Origin of the sequence: Ponticaulis koreensis DSM 19734, assembly GCF_000420665.1 — a bacterium.
GTDB lineage: Bacteria > Pseudomonadota > Alphaproteobacteria > Caulobacterales > Hyphomonadaceae > Ponticaulis > Ponticaulis koreensis.
Genome location: NZ_ATVJ01000002.1, coordinates 479,079 through 501,135, shown reverse-complemented (window position 1 = coordinate 501,135; position 22,057 = coordinate 479,079). Strand labels below are relative to the sequence as shown.

General features: G+C 56.6%; 27 protein-coding genes. 21 read left to right on the top strand and 6 right to left on the bottom strand.

Features of this window, described 5'->3' with window-relative positions:
* Positions 1 to 6 precede the first annotated feature (6 nt).
* From gspG to G523_RS0114185, 10 genes are read left to right on the top strand one after another with little or no spacing between them, the layout of a single operon-like run.
* Positions 7 to 483 carry a type II secretion system major pseudopilin GspG gene (gspG, locus tag G523_RS0114230; RefSeq protein WP_022695735.1) on the top strand — a complete coding sequence of 159 codons (477 nt, stop codon included), beginning with the start codon at positions 7 to 9 and terminating at the stop codon, positions 481 to 483.
* Positions 484 to 993, top strand: a complete 510-nt coding sequence (locus G523_RS0114225) for a prepilin-type N-terminal cleavage/methylation domain-containing protein (RefSeq protein WP_022695734.1) — start codon at positions 484 to 486, stop codon at positions 991 to 993. It abuts the gene before it with no gap.
* Entirely contained in the window at positions 977 to 1,360 is a 384-nt protein-coding gene (gene gspI, locus G523_RS0114220) for a type II secretion system minor pseudopilin GspI (RefSeq protein WP_022695733.1), read from the top strand. Before G523_RS0114225 ends, gspI begins: the two co-directional genes overlap by 17 nt.
* 2 nt (positions 1,361 to 1,362) lie before the next feature.
* Positions 1,363 to 1,977, top strand: coding sequence for a type II secretion system minor pseudopilin GspJ (gspJ, locus tag G523_RS20450; RefSeq protein ID WP_051134850.1), 615 nt, complete (start codon positions 1,363 to 1,365; stop codon positions 1,975 to 1,977).
* Complete coding sequence (gene gspK, locus G523_RS0114210) at positions 1,977 to 2,978, top strand: type II secretion system minor pseudopilin GspK (RefSeq protein WP_022695731.1); 1,002 nt, start codon at positions 1,977 to 1,979, stop codon at positions 2,976 to 2,978. The genes gspJ and gspK overlap by 1 nt, the downstream gene beginning before the upstream one ends.
* Positions 2,975 to 4,150 carry a type II secretion system protein GspL gene (gspL, locus tag G523_RS0114205; RefSeq protein ID WP_022695730.1) on the top strand — a complete coding sequence of 392 codons (1,176 nt, stop codon included), beginning with the start codon at positions 2,975 to 2,977 and terminating at the stop codon, positions 4,148 to 4,150. Before gspK ends, gspL begins: the two co-directional genes overlap by 4 nt.
* Entirely contained in the window at positions 4,147 to 4,629 is a 483-nt protein-coding gene (gene gspM / locus G523_RS20445; protein ID WP_022695729.1) for a type II secretion system protein GspM, read from the top strand. Before gspL ends, gspM begins: the two co-directional genes overlap by 4 nt.
* Positions 4,629 to 5,369, top strand: a complete 741-nt coding sequence (gene gspN / locus G523_RS0114195) for a type II secretion system protein N (RefSeq protein ID WP_022695728.1) — start codon at positions 4,629 to 4,631, stop codon at positions 5,367 to 5,369. The genes gspM and gspN overlap by 1 nt, the downstream gene beginning before the upstream one ends.
* Positions 5,370 to 5,377: 8 nt before the next feature.
* Positions 5,378 to 5,875, top strand: coding sequence for a hypothetical protein (locus G523_RS0114190; protein ID WP_155802775.1), 498 nt, complete (start codon positions 5,378 to 5,380; stop codon positions 5,873 to 5,875).
* The gene (locus G523_RS0114185; RefSeq protein WP_022695726.1) at positions 5,857 to 6,846 is read left to right on the top strand and encodes a threonine ammonia-lyase; all 990 of its coding nucleotides are present in this window, start codon (positions 5,857 to 5,859) and stop codon (positions 6,844 to 6,846) included. Before G523_RS0114190 ends, G523_RS0114185 begins: the two co-directional genes overlap by 19 nt.
* Here G523_RS0114185 and G523_RS0114180 read toward each other — a convergent pair.
* On the bottom strand, positions 6,838 to 8,850 hold the full coding sequence (locus G523_RS0114180) for a lytic transglycosylase domain-containing protein (RefSeq protein ID WP_027441773.1): 2,013 nt from the start codon (positions 8,848 to 8,850) through the stop codon (positions 6,838 to 6,840). The genes G523_RS0114185 and G523_RS0114180 overlap by 9 nt on opposite strands.
* A gap of 96 nt (positions 8,851 to 8,946) precedes the next feature.
* On the opposite strand from G523_RS0114180, the gene dapA reads away from it, so the two are divergent.
* Together dapA and smpB are read left to right on the top strand one after the other, a co-directional pair.
* Positions 8,947 to 9,822, top strand: coding sequence for a 4-hydroxy-tetrahydrodipicolinate synthase (gene dapA / locus G523_RS0114175; RefSeq protein WP_022695725.1), 876 nt, complete (start codon positions 8,947 to 8,949; stop codon positions 9,820 to 9,822).
* A 1-nt stretch (position 9,823) separates the two neighbouring features.
* A complete protein-coding gene (gene smpB, locus G523_RS0114170) occupies positions 9,824 to 10,282 on the top strand; it encodes an SsrA-binding protein SmpB (protein ID WP_022695724.1) in 459 nt (152 codons plus the stop codon).
* Here the strand turns inward: smpB and G523_RS0114165 are convergent.
* Positions 10,279 to 10,956 carry a uracil-DNA glycosylase gene (locus G523_RS0114165; protein WP_022695723.1) on the bottom strand — a complete coding sequence of 226 codons (678 nt, stop codon included), beginning with the start codon at positions 10,954 to 10,956 and terminating at the stop codon, positions 10,279 to 10,281. The two genes, smpB and G523_RS0114165, sit on opposite strands and share 4 nt — an antisense overlap.
* Positions 10,931 to 11,509 (bottom strand): LabA-like NYN domain-containing protein, encoded by a 579-nt coding sequence (locus G523_RS0114160; RefSeq protein ID WP_022695722.1) that lies wholly within the window; start codon positions 11,507 to 11,509, stop codon positions 10,931 to 10,933. The genes G523_RS0114165 and G523_RS0114160 overlap by 26 nt, the downstream gene beginning before the upstream one ends.
* A gap of 196 nt (positions 11,510 to 11,705) precedes the next feature.
* On the opposite strand from G523_RS0114160, the gene rpoZ reads away from it, so the two are divergent.
* From rpoZ to recO, 8 genes are all read left to right on the top strand, one after another.
* Positions 11,706 to 12,056 (top strand): DNA-directed RNA polymerase subunit omega, encoded by a 351-nt coding sequence (gene rpoZ / locus G523_RS0114155; RefSeq protein ID WP_022695721.1) that lies wholly within the window; start codon positions 11,706 to 11,708, stop codon positions 12,054 to 12,056.
* Between the two features lie 40 nt (positions 12,057 to 12,096).
* Positions 12,097 to 14,337, top strand: a complete 2,241-nt coding sequence (locus tag G523_RS0114150; RefSeq protein WP_022695720.1) for a RelA/SpoT family protein — start codon at positions 12,097 to 12,099, stop codon at positions 14,335 to 14,337.
* Between the two features lie 3 nt (positions 14,338 to 14,340).
* A complete protein-coding gene (gene pyrE / locus G523_RS0114145; protein WP_022695719.1) occupies positions 14,341 to 14,925 on the top strand; it encodes an orotate phosphoribosyltransferase in 585 nt (194 codons plus the stop codon).
* Complete coding sequence (locus G523_RS0114140) at positions 14,925 to 15,668, top strand: pyridoxine 5'-phosphate synthase (protein WP_022695718.1); 744 nt, start codon at positions 14,925 to 14,927, stop codon at positions 15,666 to 15,668. The genes pyrE and G523_RS0114140 overlap by 1 nt, the downstream gene beginning before the upstream one ends.
* Positions 15,665 to 16,078 (top strand): holo-ACP synthase, encoded by a 414-nt coding sequence (gene acpS, locus G523_RS0114135; RefSeq protein ID WP_022695717.1) that lies wholly within the window; start codon positions 15,665 to 15,667, stop codon positions 16,076 to 16,078. The genes G523_RS0114140 and acpS overlap by 4 nt, the downstream gene beginning before the upstream one ends.
* Positions 16,075 to 16,851 carry a ribonuclease III gene (gene rnc / locus G523_RS0114130; RefSeq protein WP_022695716.1) on the top strand — a complete coding sequence of 259 codons (777 nt, stop codon included), beginning with the start codon at positions 16,075 to 16,077 and terminating at the stop codon, positions 16,849 to 16,851. The genes acpS and rnc overlap by 4 nt, the downstream gene beginning before the upstream one ends.
* Positions 16,841 to 17,794 (top strand): GTPase Era, encoded by a 954-nt coding sequence (era, locus tag G523_RS0114125; protein ID WP_022695715.1) that lies wholly within the window; start codon positions 16,841 to 16,843, stop codon positions 17,792 to 17,794. The genes rnc and era overlap by 11 nt, the downstream gene beginning before the upstream one ends.
* 153 nt (positions 17,795 to 17,947) lie before the next feature.
* Positions 17,948 to 18,688 carry a DNA repair protein RecO gene (recO, locus tag G523_RS0114120; protein WP_022695714.1) on the top strand — a complete coding sequence of 247 codons (741 nt, stop codon included), beginning with the start codon at positions 17,948 to 17,950 and terminating at the stop codon, positions 18,686 to 18,688.
* Between the two features lie 89 nt (positions 18,689 to 18,777).
* Here the strand turns inward: recO and G523_RS0114115 are convergent, their stop codons facing one another.
* Together G523_RS0114115 and G523_RS19435 are read right to left on the bottom strand one after the other, a co-directional pair.
* A complete protein-coding gene (locus G523_RS0114115) occupies positions 18,778 to 19,020 on the bottom strand; it encodes a hypothetical protein (protein ID WP_022695713.1) in 243 nt (80 codons plus the stop codon).
* A 53-nt stretch (positions 19,021 to 19,073) separates the two neighbouring features.
* Positions 19,074 to 20,009 carry a sterol desaturase family protein gene (locus tag G523_RS19435; RefSeq protein ID WP_022695712.1) on the bottom strand — a complete coding sequence of 312 codons (936 nt, stop codon included), beginning with the start codon at positions 20,007 to 20,009 and terminating at the stop codon, positions 19,074 to 19,076.
* 138 nt (positions 20,010 to 20,147) lie between these two features.
* Here G523_RS19435 and G523_RS19430 point away from each other — a divergent pair, with 138 nt between their 5' ends.
* The gene (locus G523_RS19430; RefSeq protein ID WP_033233222.1) at positions 20,148 to 20,756 is read left to right on the top strand and encodes a TetR/AcrR family transcriptional regulator; all 609 of its coding nucleotides are present in this window, start codon (positions 20,148 to 20,150) and stop codon (positions 20,754 to 20,756) included.
* 27 nt (positions 20,757 to 20,783) lie between these two features.
* Here the strand turns inward: G523_RS19430 and G523_RS0114100 are convergent, their stop codons facing one another.
* Positions 20,784 to 21,875, bottom strand: a complete 1,092-nt coding sequence (locus G523_RS0114100) for a hypothetical protein (RefSeq protein ID WP_022695710.1) — start codon at positions 21,873 to 21,875, stop codon at positions 20,784 to 20,786.
* Positions 21,876 to 22,057 lie beyond the last annotated feature (182 nt).

Below are 22,057 nucleotides of genomic sequence, written 5' to 3'. Positions count from 1 at the left end.
AAAATGATGACCTGGCTAAAAACTCTGCTCGCTCGCAAATCGCAGCGCCGCAACCGCGGAGAGGAAGGCTTCAGCCTGACAGAGATCATGGTGGCCGTATTCATCATGGGCTTGCTCGCAACGGTCGTGATGATCAACGTATTGCCGTCTCGTGACCGCGCTATGGTTCAGAAAGCACGTACCGACATTCAGGCGCTCGAAACGGCGCTGTACGAGTACAATTCCGACATGCTGACATTTCCAACTACAGAGCAGGGGCTGGAGGCGCTTGTTGAAGCGCCAACAGGGCTGAACCGGGCAGAACTCTACCGGCAGGGAGGCTATCTGCTGCGTTCTGAAATTCCAGCTGACCCTTGGGGCAATCCGTATCAGTACCGCAATCCGGGTGAACGCGGTCGTATCGACATCTTCTCACTTGGTGCGGATGGCCGTCCCGGCGGTGAAGATCTCAACGCTGATGTCGGGAACTGGGGAGAGAACTAGGTGCAATCGGGCGATTTAAGATCTGATGCGGGGCTTAGCCTCATTGAGATCATGGTCGCCCTGTTCATTGTCGGGCTGGCGTCGAGCTTTGTTGTCTTGTCGCTACCGCGTTCACCGACACCGTTGATTGAAGTGCGTGGAACGCTGGACCGGCTTCTTAATAATCAACGGACGGAAGCCATACTGGGCGGCGCGCCGCGTGGTCTCCTGCTAGAGGAGAACGAGGTTCGCGTACTTGTATTTGATCGCGGTCTCTGGCGCGCGCCAACAGGCATGCGAGATACACCGGTGTTTGCGCTCCATCCTGATACTGAAGTCGTTCTTGAGGGCGATGACGAGCCGGTATTCCGCACCACGCAAGATGATGACGCGCCGGTCCTTCCGGACATCTGGTTCGATCCGTCCGGCTTTGCGACTGAAGCCTCGCTGGAACTCAACTGGCGCAATCAGAGTGTCGGGATCGATATCAGCCAGACAGGGGAGGTGACGATTCATGACGCTTCCCGCTAATCGAACCGCCAATCAAAATGATGCGGGGTTTTCACTGTTCGAGAGCTTGGTAGCGCTCGCCATTTTCGCAACCGTCGCCATCGCGACCATGACGCTGATTACACAGAATATACGCTCTTCTGGCCTGATGGCAGCGCGCACATATGCCGAATTTGTTGCGGAAAATGTTCTTGTTGAAACCTATCTGAATGATCGCCTTACGCTGGGTGGCTCTCAGGGTGAAACGGTGATGGGCGGATACGATTTCGAATGGCGACGCGACATTCAGAATACCAGTGAGGCGGGGCTTTTGGGCGTGACGGTTCGGGTGTCTCTCGGCGATTCAGAGCAGACACTTGTTCTGCGATATGGCTTTCGGAGGGAATGACCATGCGCTCTGATCACGGTTTCTCCCTCATCGAAGTGCTGGTGTCGCTCTTCATCATTTCGACCATCTCCATTGCGGGAACGACAGTGCTGCTGAGCTCTTTCCGGAGCCGCGATGCGCTGGCAGCCTCCACGGAGCAGACGCAAGCCTATGCTCAGGCGCATACGCGTATTCGTGAAGACCTTTTGCAATGGGTGCCGCGCGCCTCTGAAAGTCGGCCGGTTCTGGACCCATCCGCATCCTTTCTGGGCGGTGGGATTGGTGAAGCCGGGCTTCTGTTCGCGTTCGTTCGCGACGGCTGGACCAATCCCGGCCTGACGGAGGAGCGAAGCGGGCTTTTCGCTGTGCGCTATGTGTTCGAAAACGGTCGCCTCATTCGCAGGACGCGACCATTTGCGGACCCGCTTTTCAATGACGATTTCCGCGATGAAGTCCTGCTGGACGGGCTGGATGACGTCTATGCCGAGTTCAATCAGGGCCAGCTCTGGACGCGTGAATGGCGGGCAACGCCGGAAACGCCGATTACTTCGCCGCCCGCTGTGCGTCTCGTCGTGCGCCCCGCGGACAAACCTGAAATGGTCTGGATGTTCCTTCTGCCAGCAGGAGGTGCGATCTGATGACCTCTGGGAAACAGAAGATAAAGGGCAATGACACGGGCGCCGCTCTGCTTGTTGTGCTTTTGCTTGTCGCGACGCTATCTGTCGTCAGCGTTGGCATTCTTCAAACGGTCACGCGTTCGGTTCAGGTCGCCTCCATGACGGGCGCTCGCAACCAGATTGGATGGTATGTCAGCGGCGCTGAAACGCTTGCTGCGCAGAAAATTGCGCAGCTGAGCGAACTCACGCAAGGCAGCATTACGCGCTTCTCTCCGGGGCTTGGCCAGACAATTGCCTTTCCTATTGAGGGCGGGCGATTGATGGCGCGCGTGGATGATGCGACGAACTGCTTCAATCTGAATAGCCTGGGCCATGAAGCCGAGGACTCCGAGACAACGGCTGCGATTGATGCAGGCGGGTTCTATGTCGAACTTCTTAAAGCGCTCGATCTGCCACAGAGTGATGCGCAGCAGTTGATGCAGGTGGCGAAAGACTGGATTGATGCCGACTCAGTACAGCAGGCGTTTGGTGCGGAGAACGGCTTTTACGCGAGCCTCTCTCAGCCACGCTCTGCGGCTAACGGGCCAATAGTGACGCCAGCTGAGTTACTGGATATGCGCGGCTATACGCCGGAGTTGTATCGTATGATTGCGCCTTATGTGTGCGCTCGTCCTGATGAGGCCATTGGCGTTTTCAATATCAATACGATGGATGAACGCCACGCGCCCATTATGAGCGCTGTGTTCTCTGGTCAGGTTGGCCGTGAAAGCATGCGCGCAATTATGGAAGCGCAGGGCGATCTGGAATTTCCGGATGTCGAAACATTTCTGACCGAGCCGACGCTCGCGGCGGTGGCGCCTGAATTGCGTCATGAGACGCTACTCGGCACGACGTCGAAATTTTTCAGACTTTCCGGTGAAGTGGTTTATGCCGAAGCCATGACAAGCTATGAGGCGGTGTTCCGTCTCGGATCGGATAACAGTGTCCAGCTGGTCAGGCGGCGGATCGGAGTTGACGAATGAGTGTTCTGTTTGCGCGCCTGCCTGGCACCCCAATGGGGGATGACTGGTTCATTGCGCGCTCTGAAAATGAGGTAGAACCCGTTTTGCGCGAGACGTTGTCAGACGTCATTGCGGACCGCGTTGTTTTGCTTGTGCCGGGGCCAGACGTTTTTATGTCGACGGTCACCGCAGCTACGCGGTCTATGGCGGATTTGCGCACGGCAGCTCTTTTCCAGCTCGAAGATGATCTTAGCCAGCCAGTCAGCGAGCTTCATATAGCGATTGGACCACGTGCACCGGAAAACCCGAATACGCGTACAGTCGCCGTCGTTTCCGACGATGCCATGTCGGAGTGGCTAAGTGCCTGCGAAGTCGTTCCTGCAGAGCTTCTTGCGCGTGCTGAGCTTATTCCCGAAACGTCGCTCTTCACTGAAGGAGAGCCCTTCGTTTTCGACGGTGATGGCCGCGTCATAATTTATGACGGCGAGCGGTTCCATGGATGCGATCCGCATCTTGCGGCTGATCTTGTTCCGGCGATTTTGCAGCAGGCTGACCTTCAATCGGTTCAGCACATTGTCAGCGACGACAGTCAGCTGACTGATGTGCCGGGTGAAACGTCACGCGTGGACAGTTACGTTGCATTTATCGCGCCTAACCTGCTGGCTGGTGCAGGCATTGATTTGCGACAGGGCGCATATGCGCGCCGGTCGCAAGGACAGTTCAAGCTGAGTGGCTGGTCAGCAACCTTGGGCCTCGCTGCCGCAGCGCTACTGATATGGATTGCCTCACTTGGTGTCAGCGTAATTGGCTTGAACAAGGCGAGCGATGATCTCTATGACTCTATGGTCACCGCGTATTCCCGTGCCTTTCCTGAGGAAGGGCGTGTCGTTGACCCGTCACGCGAAGTGGCTCTGAAAATGCGTAACGCACCGGGCGGTAGCGGAGCGTCCTTTATTGAACTTTCTGCGGCTCTCTATGCGGGGCTGGAAGAAGTCGAGGGTGTCTCTCTGCAGGGCCTGACCTTTGATCGGACGTCGGGCCAGATTACGGCATCTCTGCAGTTTGCGGGTTATGAGAGCCGTGACCGGCTGAGAGATAGCTTTGAACGCCGCGGTCTCAGCCTTGAGCTTGGCGGTGCGCGTCAGGAGGGTGGTGTCATCGTCGGTGAAGCAAGCTTTGGAGGTCAGCCATGAGAGAGTGGTGGCATGGCCTGACAGGCCGCGAACGCATGATGATCCTGATAGCAGGTGGCCTTACGGCCATCCTGGTAGTGTATTTTCTGATGTTTGTCCCTCTGCGTGATGCGCATAACAATGCAGAGCGCGAGTATCGCCGCATGTCTCTTGAAGCGCAGCAGGTGTTTCAGGGTATAGCCCAGTTGGAAAGTCAGGTCGCAGCGGTTCCGTCTGGCGTCGAGACGACAAATGAAAGCCTTGAGCTTCTATTGAGCCGTACGGCTACAGCGGCAGGGCTTCAGATTGTTCGCCTGCAACCCTCTGGCTCAAACCAGACAACAGTATGGTTTGATACGGTGAATGCGCAGGCACTCATGCTTTGGCTGACCGAACTTGAGGGCAGGTATGGCCTGTCGGTTCAGCGCGCGGAACTGAGAAAGCGACCTGAAAACAACACGCTTCGCGGAAGTGTTCTCTTGCAACGTGAGGGCGCGTGATGAAGTGGTTTTTGTCTGCCGGTCTCGTTGTTGTCCTCGCGGCCATCATTGCCTTCGCGATGACGCCTGCGCGCTTTGTCATGGATCAGGTCACCAGCCGTGACCCGTCTGTGCGGTATGCTGTTGCTTCCGGTACCGTCTGGAATGGACGTGTCGAAAACGTGATGTATGGCATCCAGCCGGTTGGCGATGTTGCGTTCAGGACCAGCCTCACAGCACTGCTGACTGGAGCCGTTTCCGGCGAATTTTCTCTGTCGGGTGGAAGCATTACCGGCGAGGGGAAAGTGTCCTCTGGCCTTGGTGGTCGCACGCGTCTTGCTGATATCCGCGCCATGGGCGGAACGCGTGATCTGTTGAACCTGCAGCAGGAAGTGCGCGATCTGAACGGCCAGTTCCGCCTCAACCTCTCCGAGCTCGTGATTGATGACCAGCTTTGTGAGACGGCCGAAGGGACCGTCTGGACTGATATTCTGACGCGGACTGAAGCGCGCTGGAACTGGGTTGGACCGGAGCTTTCCGGGCCAGTGAGCTGCGCGGACGGTGATTTGCTTGTGGCGCTTTCGGGCGCGACGCCTGCTGGCGAACGCGTGAACGCGAGCCTTGAAGTTGGTCTTGATGCGCGCGGCAGCTTCTTTGCCGAAGTCTTCACGCAGAACTCTGATACGGCGAATGCATTGTCGCTTCTGGGCTTTGTTTCTGAGGGCCAGGACCGTTACACCTATCGACACTCTATTGAATGAGACTCGTCATGAATTCATTCCGGCTTTCACTCGCATCAGGCGCGCTGGCGGTTCTCGCTAGTTGTGCAACGCCAACTTCAGCGAACAATCAGGCCGGGCAGGCAGCGCCGCCAAGCCCGCTGGCACAAGTACAGACGCCGCAGCGTGGTCTTCCGGCGCAAACGCTCAATGTTGGCGAGTGTGGACTGTTCCTCTGGACGCGCCGCGAGCAGCCCGAATTTATATTCTTCTCCAAAGCAGGTTCCGAGGATGCATTGCTTTGGGTTGATGCTGCGGTTGCGGACCTGAACCGTGTTGCACTCGGCGGTGATATTTTTGGCCAGCAACTGACCGAGCAGGACTTTGCATTCGGTGACGGACGCATGGTCGAGCTTCGAATGGAACCGGGCGAGCAACTGGTCGGCGGGCAACGCGTCCCTGAGGCAAGCCTGACGGTGATCGATGCCGAAGGCTGGCGCACGATGGTTCCTGTTGCGGGTGTCACAGCATGTCAGCCCGAACAATAGTCCCTACCGTTCAAGACGTTCTCGATGCCGCGCAGCAGGTGAGAGGCGTCGTTCGCGAAACGCCGCTTTTTCGCAACGATGAACTGGATGCACGCATCGGTGTGCCGGTTTATGTTAAATGCGAACCGCTTCAGCATACAGGTAGCTTCAAGCTTCGGGGCGCCTTTAATCGCTTGTCGCGTCTGACCGAGGATGAACGCTCGCGCGGTGTCGTGGCGTTCTCATCCGGAAACCATGCGCAAGGCGTCGCCAGAGCGGCAAAAATACTCGGCGTACCCGCCACGATCGTGATGCCGTCTGATGCACCAAAGGTGAAGGTTGAAGGCGTGCTTCGCGATTGCGCGGAAATCGTTTTCTATGATCGCTTCACCGAAGACCGCGAAGAGATAGCCGCGAAGATTTCAGCAGAGAAAAACCTAGTCGTCGTGCCGTCCTATGATGATCCGCACATCATTGCAGGGCAGGGTAGTTGCGGCGTTGAGATTACGCGCCAGTACAGTGATGACACAGCGCCGCAAGCACTGGTTTGTTGCGTCGGTGGTGGCGGTCTCATCGCCGGCGTGTCTCTGGCGGTTCACAAGCAGTGGCCGGAGCTTCGAGTGGTCGGTGCAGAGCCTGAAGACTTTGACGACCATGCCCGTTCGCTGAAATCCGGCAATCGCGAGCAGGTCGATCCCGAATCGCGTTCTATCTGTGATGCGCTTCTTTCGCCCAGCCCGGGTGAGCTGACCTTTGCCATCAACAAAGAACACCTATCCGATGTCGCGCTCATTTCTGACGAAGAGGCGCGAGAAGCGGTGCGGTTCGCGTTCAGGCATCTGAAAGTGGTTGCCGAGCCAGGGGGAGCAGCAGCGCTGGCTGCGCTGCTGGCTGGCAAGGTTCAGATCACGCCTGATCAGCCCGTCATCGTGATCATCACTGGCGGGAATATCGATCCCGCCCAGATGTCAGAAATTCTTGCCTCAGCGTGACAGGTCACGTGTGAGCGTGATCTGCGTTGGCTGCCCGGCCAGACGGAATCGGTAGACCTGAGTGTTCTCAAGCACACGTTGGACGTAGTTTCGCGTCTCAGAGAATGGAATGGACTCGATAAAGTCGATCGGGTCGATCTCTCCGGCGCGTGGGTCACCATATTCGCGCATCCAGCGTGTCGGGCGAGAGGCGCCCGCATTGTAGGCTGCAATAGCCATAATGTAGGAGCCGTCAAACTGGTCGATCAGATCGCCCAGATGCGCACGGCCGAGCGTGACATTGTAGACAGGATCATCAAGCAGCCATGAGCGACGGTAAGGCTCGCCTTCGCGACGGGCCTGGCTACGCGCTGTAGAGTGCAGCATCTGCATCAGGCCATAAGCGCGGGCGCTGGAAATCGCGCGTGTGTTCAGCTCGCTTTCCTGACGCGAGAGAGCAATGGTCAGGGCCTGCTCTGCGCTGGAGTTCGGGCTTGGCATCGGAAAGTCGAATAGAGGGTAGGCTGCGCGAGTTGCTACGATATCCTGAGACAGGCCCGCTTTTGCCCCGCGAACACCGGCCATGGTGATGTGATAGCCGTCCGCGAGATCAAACAGCATTTCATACTGAGCAGCGCTGCTCAGCTGGTTGTCGAGATGGAATGAAATGCGGCGGAACTGATAGTTTTCGCCTGCTTCGGCCAGCATGCGCAGAGCGCGCACGAGATCCATGTTCTCGAATTCTTCGCGTTCAGCGTCCGTCGGCGTCACGATATCCGGTAGCTGCATCGTTGTTTCGCCAAGACGTTCGGCCGACCGCTGACCGTAAAAGGTCGTCAGATGCTGAGCACCGCGCGTATAAGCTGCGCGTGCGTCTTCCGTACGGTTCATGGCGGAATAGGCTTCACCGAGCCAGTAATGGCCACGAGAGAGGCTGATTGGAGTGGAGACACCAGCTTCGAGCGTTGCAAAGTGTTCCGCAGCTACATCGGGCTGGTTCAGATAGCGAAGCGCAATCCAGCCTGCATAGAATTCACCTTCGGCAAAGTCTGCGCCCGAGGTGAGCCCGTGCGTGGACGCAAGCTGATAGCCGACAGTCCATTCATCATCGCGAATGGTCCGGCGCAGGTGCAGGTTCTTCTCTTCCCAGATACGCTCCAGAGCGGCCTCTGGCAGATTGGACGGGTCGATGTCGAGGAGAAGTGGGCGTGCATCTTCCCAGCGACCGCGGCGACGGCGCCATTTAGAGCGCTCGTATAAGAGGCCCGGATTAAGCTGCAGGCTGTCGGGAACATTGCCAATCAGCCGGTCAACACCTGCTGCACCTGTCGCGAGCGCGATACGGGCATCAACGAGGGCATCCCAGCCGGACGGCAGATAGCGGCTCATATCGCTCGCAGCGCTACGCTGGGAACGCCAGAGCAGGTGATCGGCGCGATAAATGTGATCCTCAACGTCGAGGATTTCAGCATACTGGTTAGCGATTTCGCGCTGGCGGCTCACAAGGAAGGTATGGTTATGCCATGCATCCTTGATCAGAAGCTCGGCTTCTTCGCGTTGACCAATAGAAATATAAGCCTCGGCGAGAGCAATCTTGCCTTCACCGCTAATCGGGCCGGAGGCACGCAACCAGGCGATACGTTCGCCCGGTGACAGATCGGAATCAGCAATGGCTTCTTCGGCGCGGACGCGAATCGAGTTCATGCCCGGCCAGCCGTCGAGTTCTTCAAGTGCGCGGTCGAGTTCGGCGAAATCCGCGCCGCTCAGGCTGGAAGCCGCTGATCTCCATAGCAACAGGCGCCGTGCTGTCGGATCGTTGATGGAGTCCCTGTATGCGTCGGCGCGGCTCCAGTCGCCATCGCGCGCAGCATCCAGTCCAAGCCGTAGACGCTCTGTATCCGTGCGCGATAGCACGCTTGAGATGTATGGCGGGTTAGGCTTTCGTGAAGGCGGCTCGATTGCAGACGCTGACTGAATAGTGAAAACCGAAATCAAGCTAAGGGTCAGCAGGGAGAGTCGCTTCATGAAAATGGGGCTCTGTAATTGAGTGGTAATCTACATATATCGTATGTATATCTCCGGGTTCCCGCAACGCCTCAAAAACTGTGAGAGTGAGTTTTCATGTTTCAAGGATCTATTCCTGCCCTCATAACGCCGTTTCGTAACAATGCCGTCGACTTCGATGCGTTCGAGAAACTGGTGGAGCGTCAGATAGAGGCGGGCTCTGGCGCCGTGGTGCCGTGCGGTACGACAGGCGAATCAGCGACTCTCTCACATGAAGAGCACCGTCAGGTTGTCGAGCGTTGCGTCGAGATTGTGAATGGTCGTGTTCCTGTTATTGCAGGCTGTGGGTCCAACTCAACAGCTGAAGCAATTGGTCTGGTTCAGCATGCCAAGAAAGTCGGCGCTGATGCCGCTCTGACTGTTTGCCCATATTACAATAAGCCTGACCAGCGCGGACTCGCTGCGCACTTCTCTGCAATCGCAGATGCCGTTCAGATGCCGCTCGTCCTCTACAACGTGCCGGGCCGAACCATCAGTGATATCCAGCCGGAAACAGTTGCAGCGCTTTCATCCAACCCGAATATTGTCGGCATTAAAGATGCGACCGGCGACCTCGCGCGCGTCACCAAGCACGCTGATACATGCGAAGATGGCTTCGTGCTTCTCTCGGGCGATGATCCGACGGCGCTCGGTTTCTACGCAATGGGCGGGCAGGGCTGTATCTCTGTCTCCGCGAACGTAGCGCCGAAGCTGATGGCTGATCTCCATGCGGCGTGTCTGCACGGTGATTTCGCAGCTGCGCGTGCATTCGAAGCGAAGGCTTACCGCCTGCACCGCGCGCTCTTCCTGTCTCCTAGCCCTGGGCCGACAAAGTACGCGCTTTCACGCCTGGGCTTGTGTGAGCCGGAAATCCGCTTACCTCTTCTTCCTCCGAATGATGACGTGAAGAAGGAAATTGATGCGGCGCTGAAAGTCGCCGGATTGCTGGATTAATATGGCCGCAAAAAATCTGATCGCGGAAAATCGCCGAGCGCGTCGCGACTATGAAATCGAAGATACGCTTGAGGCAGGCATTGTGCTCGTCGGGTCTGAGGTGAAGAGCCTCAGAAACGGTAAGGCAAATATTGCTGAGTCTTATGCGAGCATCGAAGATGGCGGTTTCTATCTGATCAATGCGGACATCCCGATCTACACTGCAGCCAACCGGTTCAACCACGAGCCGAAGCGTAAGCGTAAGCTCCTTGTGCATGGGCGAGAGATTGCACGCATTGCGCAGGCAATTGAGCGTCAGGGGCGTACAGCCATTCCTTTGAAGCTGTACTTCAATGATCGCGGCATCGCGAAGCTTGAAATCGGCATCGCGAAAGGCCGTAAAACGGTCGACAAGCGTCATGCGGTTAAAGAGCGCGATTGGAACCGCGATAAACAGCGCCTGATGAAAGAGCGCGGCTAACTGGCCAGCTCTTTGGCTTTCTCAAACACGTCGTGGAACATCTCTTCGGTGAGGCGTCCGGTGTTCGTATTGTATCGCGAGCAGTGATAGCTCGACACGATATGGAGCTCGCGGTCGTGCCAGGGGGTTGTGACGGTGAAATGAGCGGCGTGCCCGAACGGGTGCGCAGAGACTTTCAGGCCGAGCGCTCGAAGCGTTGAATCGTGTGAAATTTTTCCGAGCGTCACCATCACTCTCAGATCAGGAAGCTCGGCGATACGGGATTCGAGAAACGGTCTGCAGGCGTTGATTTCTGCACCGACCGGTTTGTTTTCCGGCGGGACGCAGCGCACAGCGTTGGTAATCATCGCCTTGTTAAGCGTCAGCCCGTCATCAGGGCGCGCATCATAAGTGCCGGAACTGAAGCCGAATTTGTCGAGTGTCGGGTAGAGAAGATCGCCAGCCCAGTCGCCGGTGAAGGGGCGGCCTGTGCGGTTTGCCCCTGTGCGTCCGGGTGCCAGGCCAATGACTAGCAGCCTGGCATCGTTACCACCGAAGCTCGGAACCGGGGCGTTAAACCAGTCCGGCTCTTCGGTAGCGTTTTTTTCGCGATACGCGACAAGACGCGGGCAGAGGGGGCATTTAAGGGGGGCCTCTGCCGGTGCGTTCTTAGTCGTCGTCTTCTTCGTCGCCATAATCTGAACTCTGCTCATCGTCGCGTGGAGGACGTCCAATAAGCTTGGCCAGATCTGTCAGGTCAATAAAAGTATCGGCCGCACGGCGAAGATCGTCAGAGATCATTGCCGGTTGTGTTTTGACCGTGGAGACGACGCTCACGCGGACGCCTTTGTCTTTCACAGCCTGCACGACACGTGTCAGATCGCCATCGCCGGAGAACAAAACAATGTGATCCAGATGATTGGCGAGATTCATCATATCGACGGTGATTTCGACATCCATATCGCCTTTGACGCGGCGACGTCCGTCACGGTCCGTGAATTCACGGGCGGACTTCGTGATCACGTTGAAGCCATTATACTGCAGCCAATCCACCAGAGGGCGGATCGGAGAGTAGTCGTCGTTTTCTACTAAAGCGGTGTAATAGTACGCACGGATGAGCCTTCCGCGCTTGCGGAACTCCTCCAATAGTTTGCGGTAATCAATTTCCACCCCCACGGTTTTCGCAGCAGAATAGAGGTTCGCACCATCTATAAATAACGCTACACGTTCATTTTGATAAAATGCCACTTTACCTCGCAAAATCCAATGATTACAGGGGGCAACATTATCCACAGATCGGATTCGATCAACGATTTTGCGCACAGGTGGTAGCACGTGTCGCAGGTGACTTCAGATTGGGCGCGAAACGCTGAGACCTAAGCCTTGAAAAACTTCCCGATCCCGTATAGGGAGAAGAATTGTTTCCCAGATACTGGATGGTCTAATGGCTCGCGTAACTGTTGAGGATTGCCTCGATAAGGTCGACAACCGCTTTCAACTCGTTCTTCTCGCTGGACACCGTGCACGCATGATCCGTGAAGGATCTCCGCTCGGTCTGGACCGCGACAATGATAAAGACCCTGTTGTTGCGCTGCGCGAAATCGCAGAAGACGCTGTTGATCTGAACAGTGTCAAAGAAGCGCTGATCGCTAACCTTCAGACAGTTCGTCCTTCCGAAGAAACTGAACGCGAAGAAGACCAGCGCGCTCTCGAAGCTGCGCCAGCACAGTCTGAGGAAGACGTGATGAAGGCGTACCAGCAGGAAATCGAGTCGGCTCGCGAAGACCGCTACTAAGCTGTTCTCTAATTCGGGCGTGTAGGGTAATCTTGTCTTTATGGCCCCGGATGGAAACGCACCTGCTGTTCAGGACAAATCTGAACCTGTATTGAGCCCGCCAGTCAGTGGCGGGCCGACGAAGATTATTCGACAGTATGAACTTGTCGACCGTGTCCACGCGTATGCGCCTCAGGCTGCGGAAGACCAGCTAAACGCAGCCTATGTGTACGCCATGATGAAGCATGGTACGCAGAAGCGCGCGTCTGGAGACCCGTATTATTCCCACCCCGTCGCTGTTGCCGGTATTCTGACTGAAATCCAGTTGGACGAAGCCAGCATTGTCGCGGGACTTCTCCACGATACCATCGAAGACACAGACGCGACCTATGAAGAGATTGATAGTCTCTTTGGAACTGAGGTCGCTGAGCTCGTTGCAGGCGTCACCAAGCTGACCGAGCTTGAGTATCGCTCGGAACAGTCCAAACAGGCTGAAAACTTCCAGAAATTCATTCTGGCGTCTGTTCAGGACCTTCGCGTTCTTCTGGTGAAGCTGGCTGACCGGCTTCACAATATGCGTACGATCCACTTCGTGCCGAAGGAAGAAAAGCGGAAACGTATCGCGCGTGAGACTCTCGAGATTTATGCGCCGCTCGCGCGCCGTGTCGGTATCTATAAGTTTGCAGCTGAACTCGAGGACCTGTCCTTCCGTCAGCTCAATCCGGAAGCCTATGCCGCGATCACGCATCGTCTGAAAGAGTTGAATGCCCGCAGCGCAGACGATATCGAGCGCGTTGGTCGCGATCTTCGGGAAATTCTTGAGAGTGCGGGCGTGAAAGGGCGCGTTTTTGGCCGTCAGAAGCAGCCTTATTCCATCTGGCGCAAACTGAAGCGGAAAGACATTTCCTTCCGGGATGTCGCTGACATTTTCGCCTTCCGCATGATCGTTCAGGAGCCGGACGAGTGCTATCATATGCTCGGCATAGTGCACCAGAAATGGTCCTGTCTTCAGGACCGCTTCCGCGATTATATTTCGATGCCGAAGCCGAACGGATACCGCTCTATCCACACGACTGTGCGGGCTGCTGGCAATCGCCGGATCGAGCTGCAAATCCGTACAGAGGACATGAACCGTACGGCTGAGACCGGTATTGCGGCTCACTGGTCCTATAAGAACTCAAAATATGGCTTTGACGCGGAAGGTGCTGCAGAAGTTGGCCTTAACCCGACGGCCAGCCTGACAGCCTTCGCCGAAATGGTCGGCGATGGTGCGGATGCGCAGGAATTTTACGAGCACGCCAAGCTCGAAATGTATCTCGATCACGTCTTCGCCTTCACGCCGAAAGGACGTCTGATCGTTCTGCCTAAAGGCGCCATGCCGCTCGATTTTGCTTATGCGGTGCACACGAATGTCGGCGATAGCTGTAAAGGCTGCCGCATTAATGGCGAAACCCGTCCTTTGCGGACGGAGCTTCGTAATGGCGACGTTGTAGACATTATTCGCGGCGACGAGAAAGCGGTGGTCCAGGGCTGGGAGGCGCTGACACAGACAGGGCGCGCGAGGTCTGCAATCCGTCGTCTCGTTCGTAGCCGCGAGCAGGAAAGTTTCCACGCGCTAGGCCAGAAGGCGCTGTCGTCTGCGCTCGAAGCGCTCGATCTGACAACCAATCAGGTTGACCTTGATGAGGTCGCCAAACGGATGGAACTAAAGAGCGGCGATCAGCTGCTGGATGCGATCGGGCGGCAGACAATCGAAGTCAGCAAAGTGCTTGCCGAGGCTTTCCCTGCGCGCGCACACGATATTCTTCGCTCGTTCGAGGCGATGCGTCTCAGCGAAGCAACGGCAAACCGCCTGATTGATATTCGCGACCTGCCTTCCAGTGGCGCTTTGCATCTCTGCCATGACTGCTCGCCAGTTCTGGGTGACCGGATTGTCGGTATGCAGAAAGTGGGTGAACCGCTCACCGTGCACGTCATCGACTGTAACCGTCTTGCCGACGATGATGCAGCCGAAGCGCGCTGGTTCGACCTTTCCTGGTCCGGGCAACCGCCGGGCGGGATCATGGCACTTGGGCGTATCAAGGTGACCGCACACAACCGTCCGGGCGTGCTGGCCGAGCTTTGCGATGTCATCGCCAAGAGCGGCAGCAACATTATGGGCGTCAATTCAGGTGAGCGCTCCATTGATTTCATGGACCTTCTGTTTGATATCGAGGTTGCAGATCTCAAACACCTCTCCCTGATTCTTGCCTCGCTCAGGTCGCTGACGGCAGTGGATCGGGCCGAACGCATAAGGAACTAATCTATGACACCAGACGACGTGCTTCAGGCTTTCCGTGATGCTGATGCTCTGCTGGAAGGTCACTTCATCCTGTCTTCTGGCCGCCGTAGCCCTGTTTTCCTGCAGAAGGCTTTGGTATTTTCTCAGCCGAAGGTCTCCGAAATGCTTTGCGCTGCTCTGGCAGAGCGGGTGCGGGCTGAATATGGCGAAGTCACCGTTGTGACGGGGCCTGCAGTTGGCGGGATCATTCCAGGCTATGAGATGGCACGTCAGCTTGGCGCGCGCGCAATGTTCGCTGAACGCAATGAAGACGATGTGCTTGTCTATAAACGCGGCTTTGAATTCAACGAGGATGATCGCATCCTGTTGATGGAAGACATTGTCACGACAGGTAAGTCCTTCCGTGAGACGGTTGCAGCGCTCGAAGAATATCCGGGAACGCTTGTCGGCGGTGGCTGCATTATCGACCGTTCAGGTGGCAAGGCTGATGTCGGCACGACGCTACTGTCGCTCGCGTCTATTGAATTCCCTGACTACGATCCGAATGATCTGCCGCCAGAACTTGCTGAGCTTGAGCCTGTGAAGCCGGGAAGCCGGAGAAAGTTCTGATGAGTGAACGCATCCGGCTTGGCGTAAACATTGATCACGTCGCGACCATTCGGAACGCGCGCGGTGGTCTGCATCCGGATCCATTCCGTGCGGCGGAAATCGTAAGCGGCGCAGGCGGTGATGGTCTTACTATCCACTTGCGCGAAGACCGTCGTCACATCCGTGATGAAGATCTTCAGCGGGTTCGCGACGCATCTGAACTGCCGATCAATCTTGAGATGGCGGCGACGCCGGAAATGCTGGATATCGCTCTGCGTTTCAAACCGGAAACGGCGATGTTCGTGCCTGAAAAACGCGAGGAGCGAACGACAGAAGGCGGTCTGGATGCCGCGCGTCAGCACAATCATCTGGCGCCGTTCATTCGTCAGCTGAAAGACAATGGCTCCAAAGTGTCTCTCTTCATCGAGCCGGATATGGTTCAGCTTGCTGCAGCCCATCAGCTTGGCGCAAGCATTACAGAATTTCATACCGGTCGGTTTGTTGAGCTCTGTCAGGCGGGCGAGGGCGCGCTTGCCGGTGAAGAACTGGAACGCATTCGGGCCTGCGCTGAACGCGCTGTTGAGCTGGGTATCGAGCCGCAAGCCGGTCACGGTCTGACATACGACACGGTGACACCAATTGCCGAAATTCCGGAACTGACCGAGCTCAATATTGGACACTTCATTATCGGCGAAGCCGTGTTTGTAGGCCTCGAAGCCGCGATCCGCGAGATGCGTCGCCTGATGGATGAGGCGCGTGCATGATTATCGGGATGGGGCAGGACATGGCGGATATTCGCCGTATCCGTAACACGCTTGAACGCTTTGGTGAGCGCTTCAAAAACCGTGTCTACACCTCGACAGAGATTGCGCTTGCAGAACGCCGTAAGCTGTCTGCGGAGACCTATGCAAAACGCTTCGCAGCGAAGGAAGCTTGCGCCAAGGCTCTGGGGACGGGCGTTCCCCGCCGCGGTGTCCATTGGAAGCATATGGGCGTTGTGAATCTGCCAACCGGCAAGCCAACACTTGAGCTGACTGGCGGCGCCGCAGAGCGTTTGAAACAGATGACCCCTGAGGGCTGGGATGCCCATATCCATCTTTCAATTACCGATGATGACCCGTATGCACTTGCGATGGTCATTATTGAGGCCTTTCCGAAGGGCATGTATCCGTGAAGCCAATCCGTCCGAAACGCACACGCCTTCGCGCCAAGATCAAACAGGCTGCCCGTCTGCCGCATCTTTCTGATGAGGCGTGCGCGGCGCTTGAGGAGCGTATCGGCTACACATTCAAGGATAAATCGCTTCTCGATCGTGCCATGACGCATGCGAGCGCCGTGCAAGAGTTCTCGGCTCGTTTCTCCTATGAGCGGCTCGAATTTCTCGGCGACCGTGTGCTTGGCCTGGTCATCGCGGAGCTTCTCTTCCAGAAGTTCGAAGGCGAGCCGGAAGGCGGCCTTGCGCCACGCCTTAATGCGCTGGTCAATCGTGATGCCTGCGCGGAAGTCGCCCGCAAGCTGGAGCTTCAGGACTGCCTCATTCTGGATGCGGCCGAGGAGCGTGCGGGTGGTCGTCAAAAGAATTCCATCCTTTCGGATATATGCGAGGCGGTTCTAGGTGCCGTGTATCTTGATGGCGGCATGAAGCCCGCCAAAGCGATGATTGAGCGCTATTGGGCGCCGCTCATCAAATCGGTTGGAAAGCGGCCGAAAGACCCTAAATCTGCGCTTCAGGAATGGGCGCAGGGCGAAGGCTTTGCCACGCCAACCTATGAAATTGTCGGGCAGGTCGGACCAGACCATGCACCCGAATTTGCAGCCCGTGTGCTTGTCGGTGAATACTCACCGGTCGAGGGCCGTGGCCACTCTAAACAGGAAGCCCAACGCGCCGCCGCACGTGCGATGCTGGTCGAACGGGCAGTAGAAGGATTTGCGGCGGATGACGCCTGAAACTGATCAGACACGCGCAGGCTTTGTAGCCGTAATCGGCGCGCCAAATGCGGGTAAGTCTACCCTCGTAAACCGCCTCGTTGGACAGAAGGTCGCCATTGTGACCCAGAAGGTTCAGACGACGCGCTTCCCGGTTCGTGGCATCGCCATGCACAATGACGCGCAGATTGTTCTGCTCGACACGCCGGGTATCTTCAAAACCAAGCGCCGCCTTGACCGTGCCATGGTGAAGGCGGCGCTGGCTGGCGCGGAAGACGCTGACGTCATTCTCCATGTGATCGACGCGACCGGCTGGGTTGCCGAAATTCTGAAACGCCCGCTGACCGGTGCGCAGAAGAAGTCTATGGACGACGACCGACGCGTTATGGAAGATCTCAAAACGCTGGGCCGCAAAGGCATTCTCGCGCTCAACAAGATTGACGAATTCGACCACCTCGAAATCCTGCCTGTCATTCAGAAGCTGAATGAAGAGGGCATCTATTCTGAAATCTTCCCGATCTCTGCGGCCAATGGCGATGGAACGGCTTCGCTGCTCGATCATCTGGCGAGCCTCGTGCCGGAAAGCCCGTATCTCTATGATGCGGAGCAGACGGCTGACTTGCCTATGCGCCTTTTGGCATCTGAGGTTACGCGTGAGAAGCTGATGCTGCGTCTTCACCAGGAACTGCCATACCAGCTCATGGTCGACACCGAGACGTGGGAAGAGCGTAAAGACGGCTCCGTCAAAATCCAGCAGGCGGTGATTATTGGCCGCGAAAACCATAAGAGCATGGTTCTGGGTAAGGGCGGTCAGACGATCAAAGAGATCGGCAAGCGTGCCCGCGAAGAGCTTGAAGGCATGCTGGACCGTAAAGTGCACCTTTTCCTGTTCGTAAAGGTGGATGAGCGCTGGATGGAAAAACGCGATTTCTACACCCCTCTGGGACTGGATTTTGATGTGTAGTTTTCTGATTTGCTCTCGCGACGCCTTGCGTCGCATAGAGCGCGCTCAAGGCTGTACACCAAAAACTTCTGCGTTCATTCTGATCACCACAAGCAATTGCGAAGGCGCAGGTGCGCCAGCGGGAGCTGGCATTAGTACCGAGCAAACCCAGTAATGGAATGGCGTGATACGGGCATTGTTCTTGGCAGTCGCCGGTTTGGTGAAACCGGCCTGATCCTCGATGCCTTTACGCGTGAACATGGCCGCCAGTCCGGATTTATCCATGGCGGCAACTCCACCAAGAAACGCGCGAGCTTTGAAGTTGGCACCACGCTGGAGCTTGAATGGCGCGCGCGGAATGAAAACCAGCTCGGCAATTTCAATCTCTCCGAAGCCACGGCAAACCGCGCGGCGATGTTCATGTCCTCGCGGCTCTCGCTGACTGCGCTCAATTCGGTCACCTCACTTCTGAATACCTCTTTGCCGGACGGGCAGGCTTATCCCATGCTGTACGACGCGACCGAGTTTGTGCTCGACCAGTTGGGCGATAGAGAACTCTGGCCAGCCCTGATGGTGAGCTGGGAAGTCGGCTTCCTTCGTACCGTTGGCTATGGCCTCGATTTCTCCAAATGCGCTGTCTCAGGCCGCAAAAACGGGCTCACCCATGTCAGCCCGCGAACGGGGCGCGCCGCCTGCGGTGAGGAAGTGCCGGAATATGTCGATAAGCTGCTCCAGCTGCCGGAATTTCTGGTGAACTCAGAGGCTGACGCCAGCGCTGAAGACATAGGAAAAGGCTTCAGGCTGACCGGCCATTTCATTACCAACCGGCTCTATGCTGAAGCCCATAAACCGCCGCCAGGATCGAGAGAACTCATGCTCCGGCGGCTGTCAGATATGGAAATTGTTGTTTTTTAGGTGTGCTGTTTGTCTGCTCGACAGCGTTTCATCGCCTTCGGTTCAGACTGTCTGCGCCTTCGCTTCGCTCGTGAAGTGATAGAACGCGCTTACGACCAGATCGCTTTGGGCGTTTCGCCTTCGCGGCGCCAGTACTGCGCACGCAGGCGTGGCGCATAATGCAGGGCGAGATATGCACTCACCACGATACTGAATAGCGCCGATATCACGATACCAATCGCTGTGCCGGTCGCAGACTGCGAAATGCCGAGTGCCAGAATAAGGCCAGCGCCGAAAATCACGGCGTTAAAGAGGCCAAACAGCACAATCGACAATAGGGTATTGGTTTTCATCTCTGTTACCTCCTTTCTGACAAATCAACGGGCGAGGCGGACTGGAAGTTCCGTCAGACCTGTTGCGCCTCCAGACTCTCAACCGGTGGGGCCTTGCTGGCCACCTTCGCTGATGCCGACTGAGCCTGCGCACGAATGACTTTTGCTGTCTGCCCTTGTCCATCCGGTTGCCAGCCGGGTGGCCCGAACAGAAATCCTGGCCAGTGACGGACGGAATTTGCCCGAAGATCGCGGAAAATATTGATCCATTCATGCAGGGCGATGCGGATCGGGTTGAAGCTGCCGACGGGTTTAACCAGCCCATATTTGCACGGTTCATCTGCGTCTTCAGGCTGATAGGTGCCGAACAGCCGGTCATAGATCATCAGAACACCACCATGATTGCGATCGAGATACTTCGGGTTCACGGCATGGTGCACCCGGTGTGCAGACGGTGTGTTCAGAATACCCTCAACCCATCCAAGCTTGGGAATAAGATTTGTGTGCAGCCAGGATTGATACATGAGGTTCAGCGCAAACATCAGTGCCACATAAACCGGTGAAAACCCGAGCAGGCTCAGCGGCAGGAAAATCAGGCTGCCCATGGAAAGCCAACCGGTCCAGCCGAACCGATACGCAGCGAGAATATTCATCTCCTCAATGGAGTGGTGCACGCTATGGGTCGCCCACAGCCAGCGGATTTCATGGCTCAGTCGATGATACCAGTAATACGCAAACTCGAAGGCCAGAAACAGAGCCGGCCAATACCACCAATCGGTCACCTCAAGTTCGAAGAGACGATAGTTCTCAAATGCATAAAGCGTAGCCAGCGGCACAAGTGACAGCGGCAACATCGAGATGACGCGCTGGACGACTGCAATGGAAATCGAAGCCAGCGTGTCACCCTTCGTATAGAGTGACTGACCGCGTGCACGCCCGACAAAATACTCGGCTGCGATCATGAGAAGAAAAACCGGTCCGAAATAAATCAGGTAGGAATAAATGCTCATATGTCGTCTCCTCAGATGGCGTGTCGCTGGCTTGAACATTGCCTGTTCTGGAATAATATGAGTAATCCTCAGTTTTGAAACTCGTATTTGAAAGGGCAGGAAAGCTGTCTCCTCAGTTTTTTCAAAGGTCTGATAAATATGAGAAAAAAGCCAAATCAGGCACGGGCAAAAGCGACAGTAACGGCTATTCTGGATGCAACGGCTCAGCTTTTGGCGGCGCGCAAAGAGGCAGAGGTTACGACCAACCGCATTGCCGAAAGGGCGGGCGTGTCCATCGGTACGCTGTACCAGTATTTCGACGGGCGCGACGCAGTGTACTATGCTCTGGCACGACGTGAGGGCGAGCGGATTGCGCACCAGGTCATTGAGTGTCTGCATGTGCCGCAGACTGAGGTTCGCGGTGAGCGGGCGCGCAACATCGTCCGGCTTCTGATTGCGTATTTCTCCGACACGGATGTCATCGGGCGGGTGGCCTTGCTTCGATACCTTGCCGGTTTGCGGGAAGGCGAGCGCGACGATGTTATGGATATCGTCTCCGCTGAAATCGAGACCCTTCTGAACACCAGCATGGGCGGTCCGGGCAGCTTGTCTCGCGTGAAGTCCTATATTCTGACCCGGTCAATTTTGAATGTCGTGCGGTCCGCCATGATGGATGACCCTGACATGCTGAAAAGCCGGGAATTCGAAGACGAGCTGGTGCTTCTTATCCGCGGATATCTGACAGCGCCTCGCCAGAGTGATGCTTAGACAAGCACTATCGGCCCGCATGTGTGATCACAGCGGGCGAATAGCAGGTGGTTGGAAATGTGTGAGCCTGGGGAGGGCGTCATTTGCGCCGGGTGGCGGTATGCCATAGCCGGTTGTGTTCAGCCCTTCGCGGGCAAGGTGATGAAGATAGTTTAGGTCGCCCCGTTCCTCCTCATCCTCGCTGGAGGCCCATAACTCTTCGGGCGGCAGCCAGTTTTCAAACGGCTTATAGAAGAGTGGCTGTCTTTTGCTTTTCTGCTCGCCAGCTAATCCAATCCGTTGGATTGGGCTGGCTGCGCCTGCGCGGTCGCTTGTCATGGTGCGGGGCGCTTCGGGATGACAATTGAGTGCCTTCCACACCAGGCGTTCGGCCAACAGGTCTGCGCGTTTCAAAACGCGCGGCAGGCGCGCCATTCGGGCCATGAGATCGGCAATCGGCACCACGCTCAGCGGGTCTGGCCGGAAGCTCAGCCCGCGTCGCTCTGATGCTTTACGACTATTGGAAAAGTCAGGCGTGGTGACGCTGAAACCACCAATGCGCGGCGTTTCGCTGGTCAGCCGTCTCAACTCCAATTCCTGCTTGCGGATGAGGCCCGTCAGGTCTTGTTCCGGCGCGGGATGCGATTGCCGTTCTGGCGGGGCAGAGGGCATAAAGCCGCGCTCGATCAGCTGTGCGGCGAGCCACAGTATGTAACAGCGCAGCGTGTATTCCACCCGGCGGATGTGGGTGAGAAAGCGCTGTTTATAGCGCAACTGCATGTGGGGTTTACTCGTTTGCTCGACAGCGTTCCCTCGCCACTGGCTCGGGCTGTCTGCGCCTTCGCTTTGCTTGTGCGGGTAGATTGGCTGTGAGGTCTCACCAGCTCGACCGGCCTGCGCCTGCGCGTTGCTTGTGGTGTGCCCACTATCTCGCTCATCCCTGCGGAGGCAGGGATCTGGTTCCCCCTGATCGTTCGGGATTCCTGCCTGCGCAGGAATGAGCGAAGCCCGGAAAGCCTCGGGCGGCGCTTCGCGGTAATCCTCAACAAAGCCGGAGAGGCGAGCGATATAGCCCGCCAGCCGCCGCGCTATGGCGAGCGGCGTGAAACGGTTCGTCTCTGTCTCCGGTGAGGTTTGCATGCCGGAAGTATGGGGGCGGGATCAGGGACGGGGGATAAGTTTGTGATACGCCATGAACAGGTTCGTCGTGCTGGTTTCCAATTAACATCACGTCGACAAAATCTACGATAGAGGTTTTTTAGAGATAGGAATCGGATAGCGTGAACAATACCTCTTCTGGGGATCGAGTTGCAATAAATTTC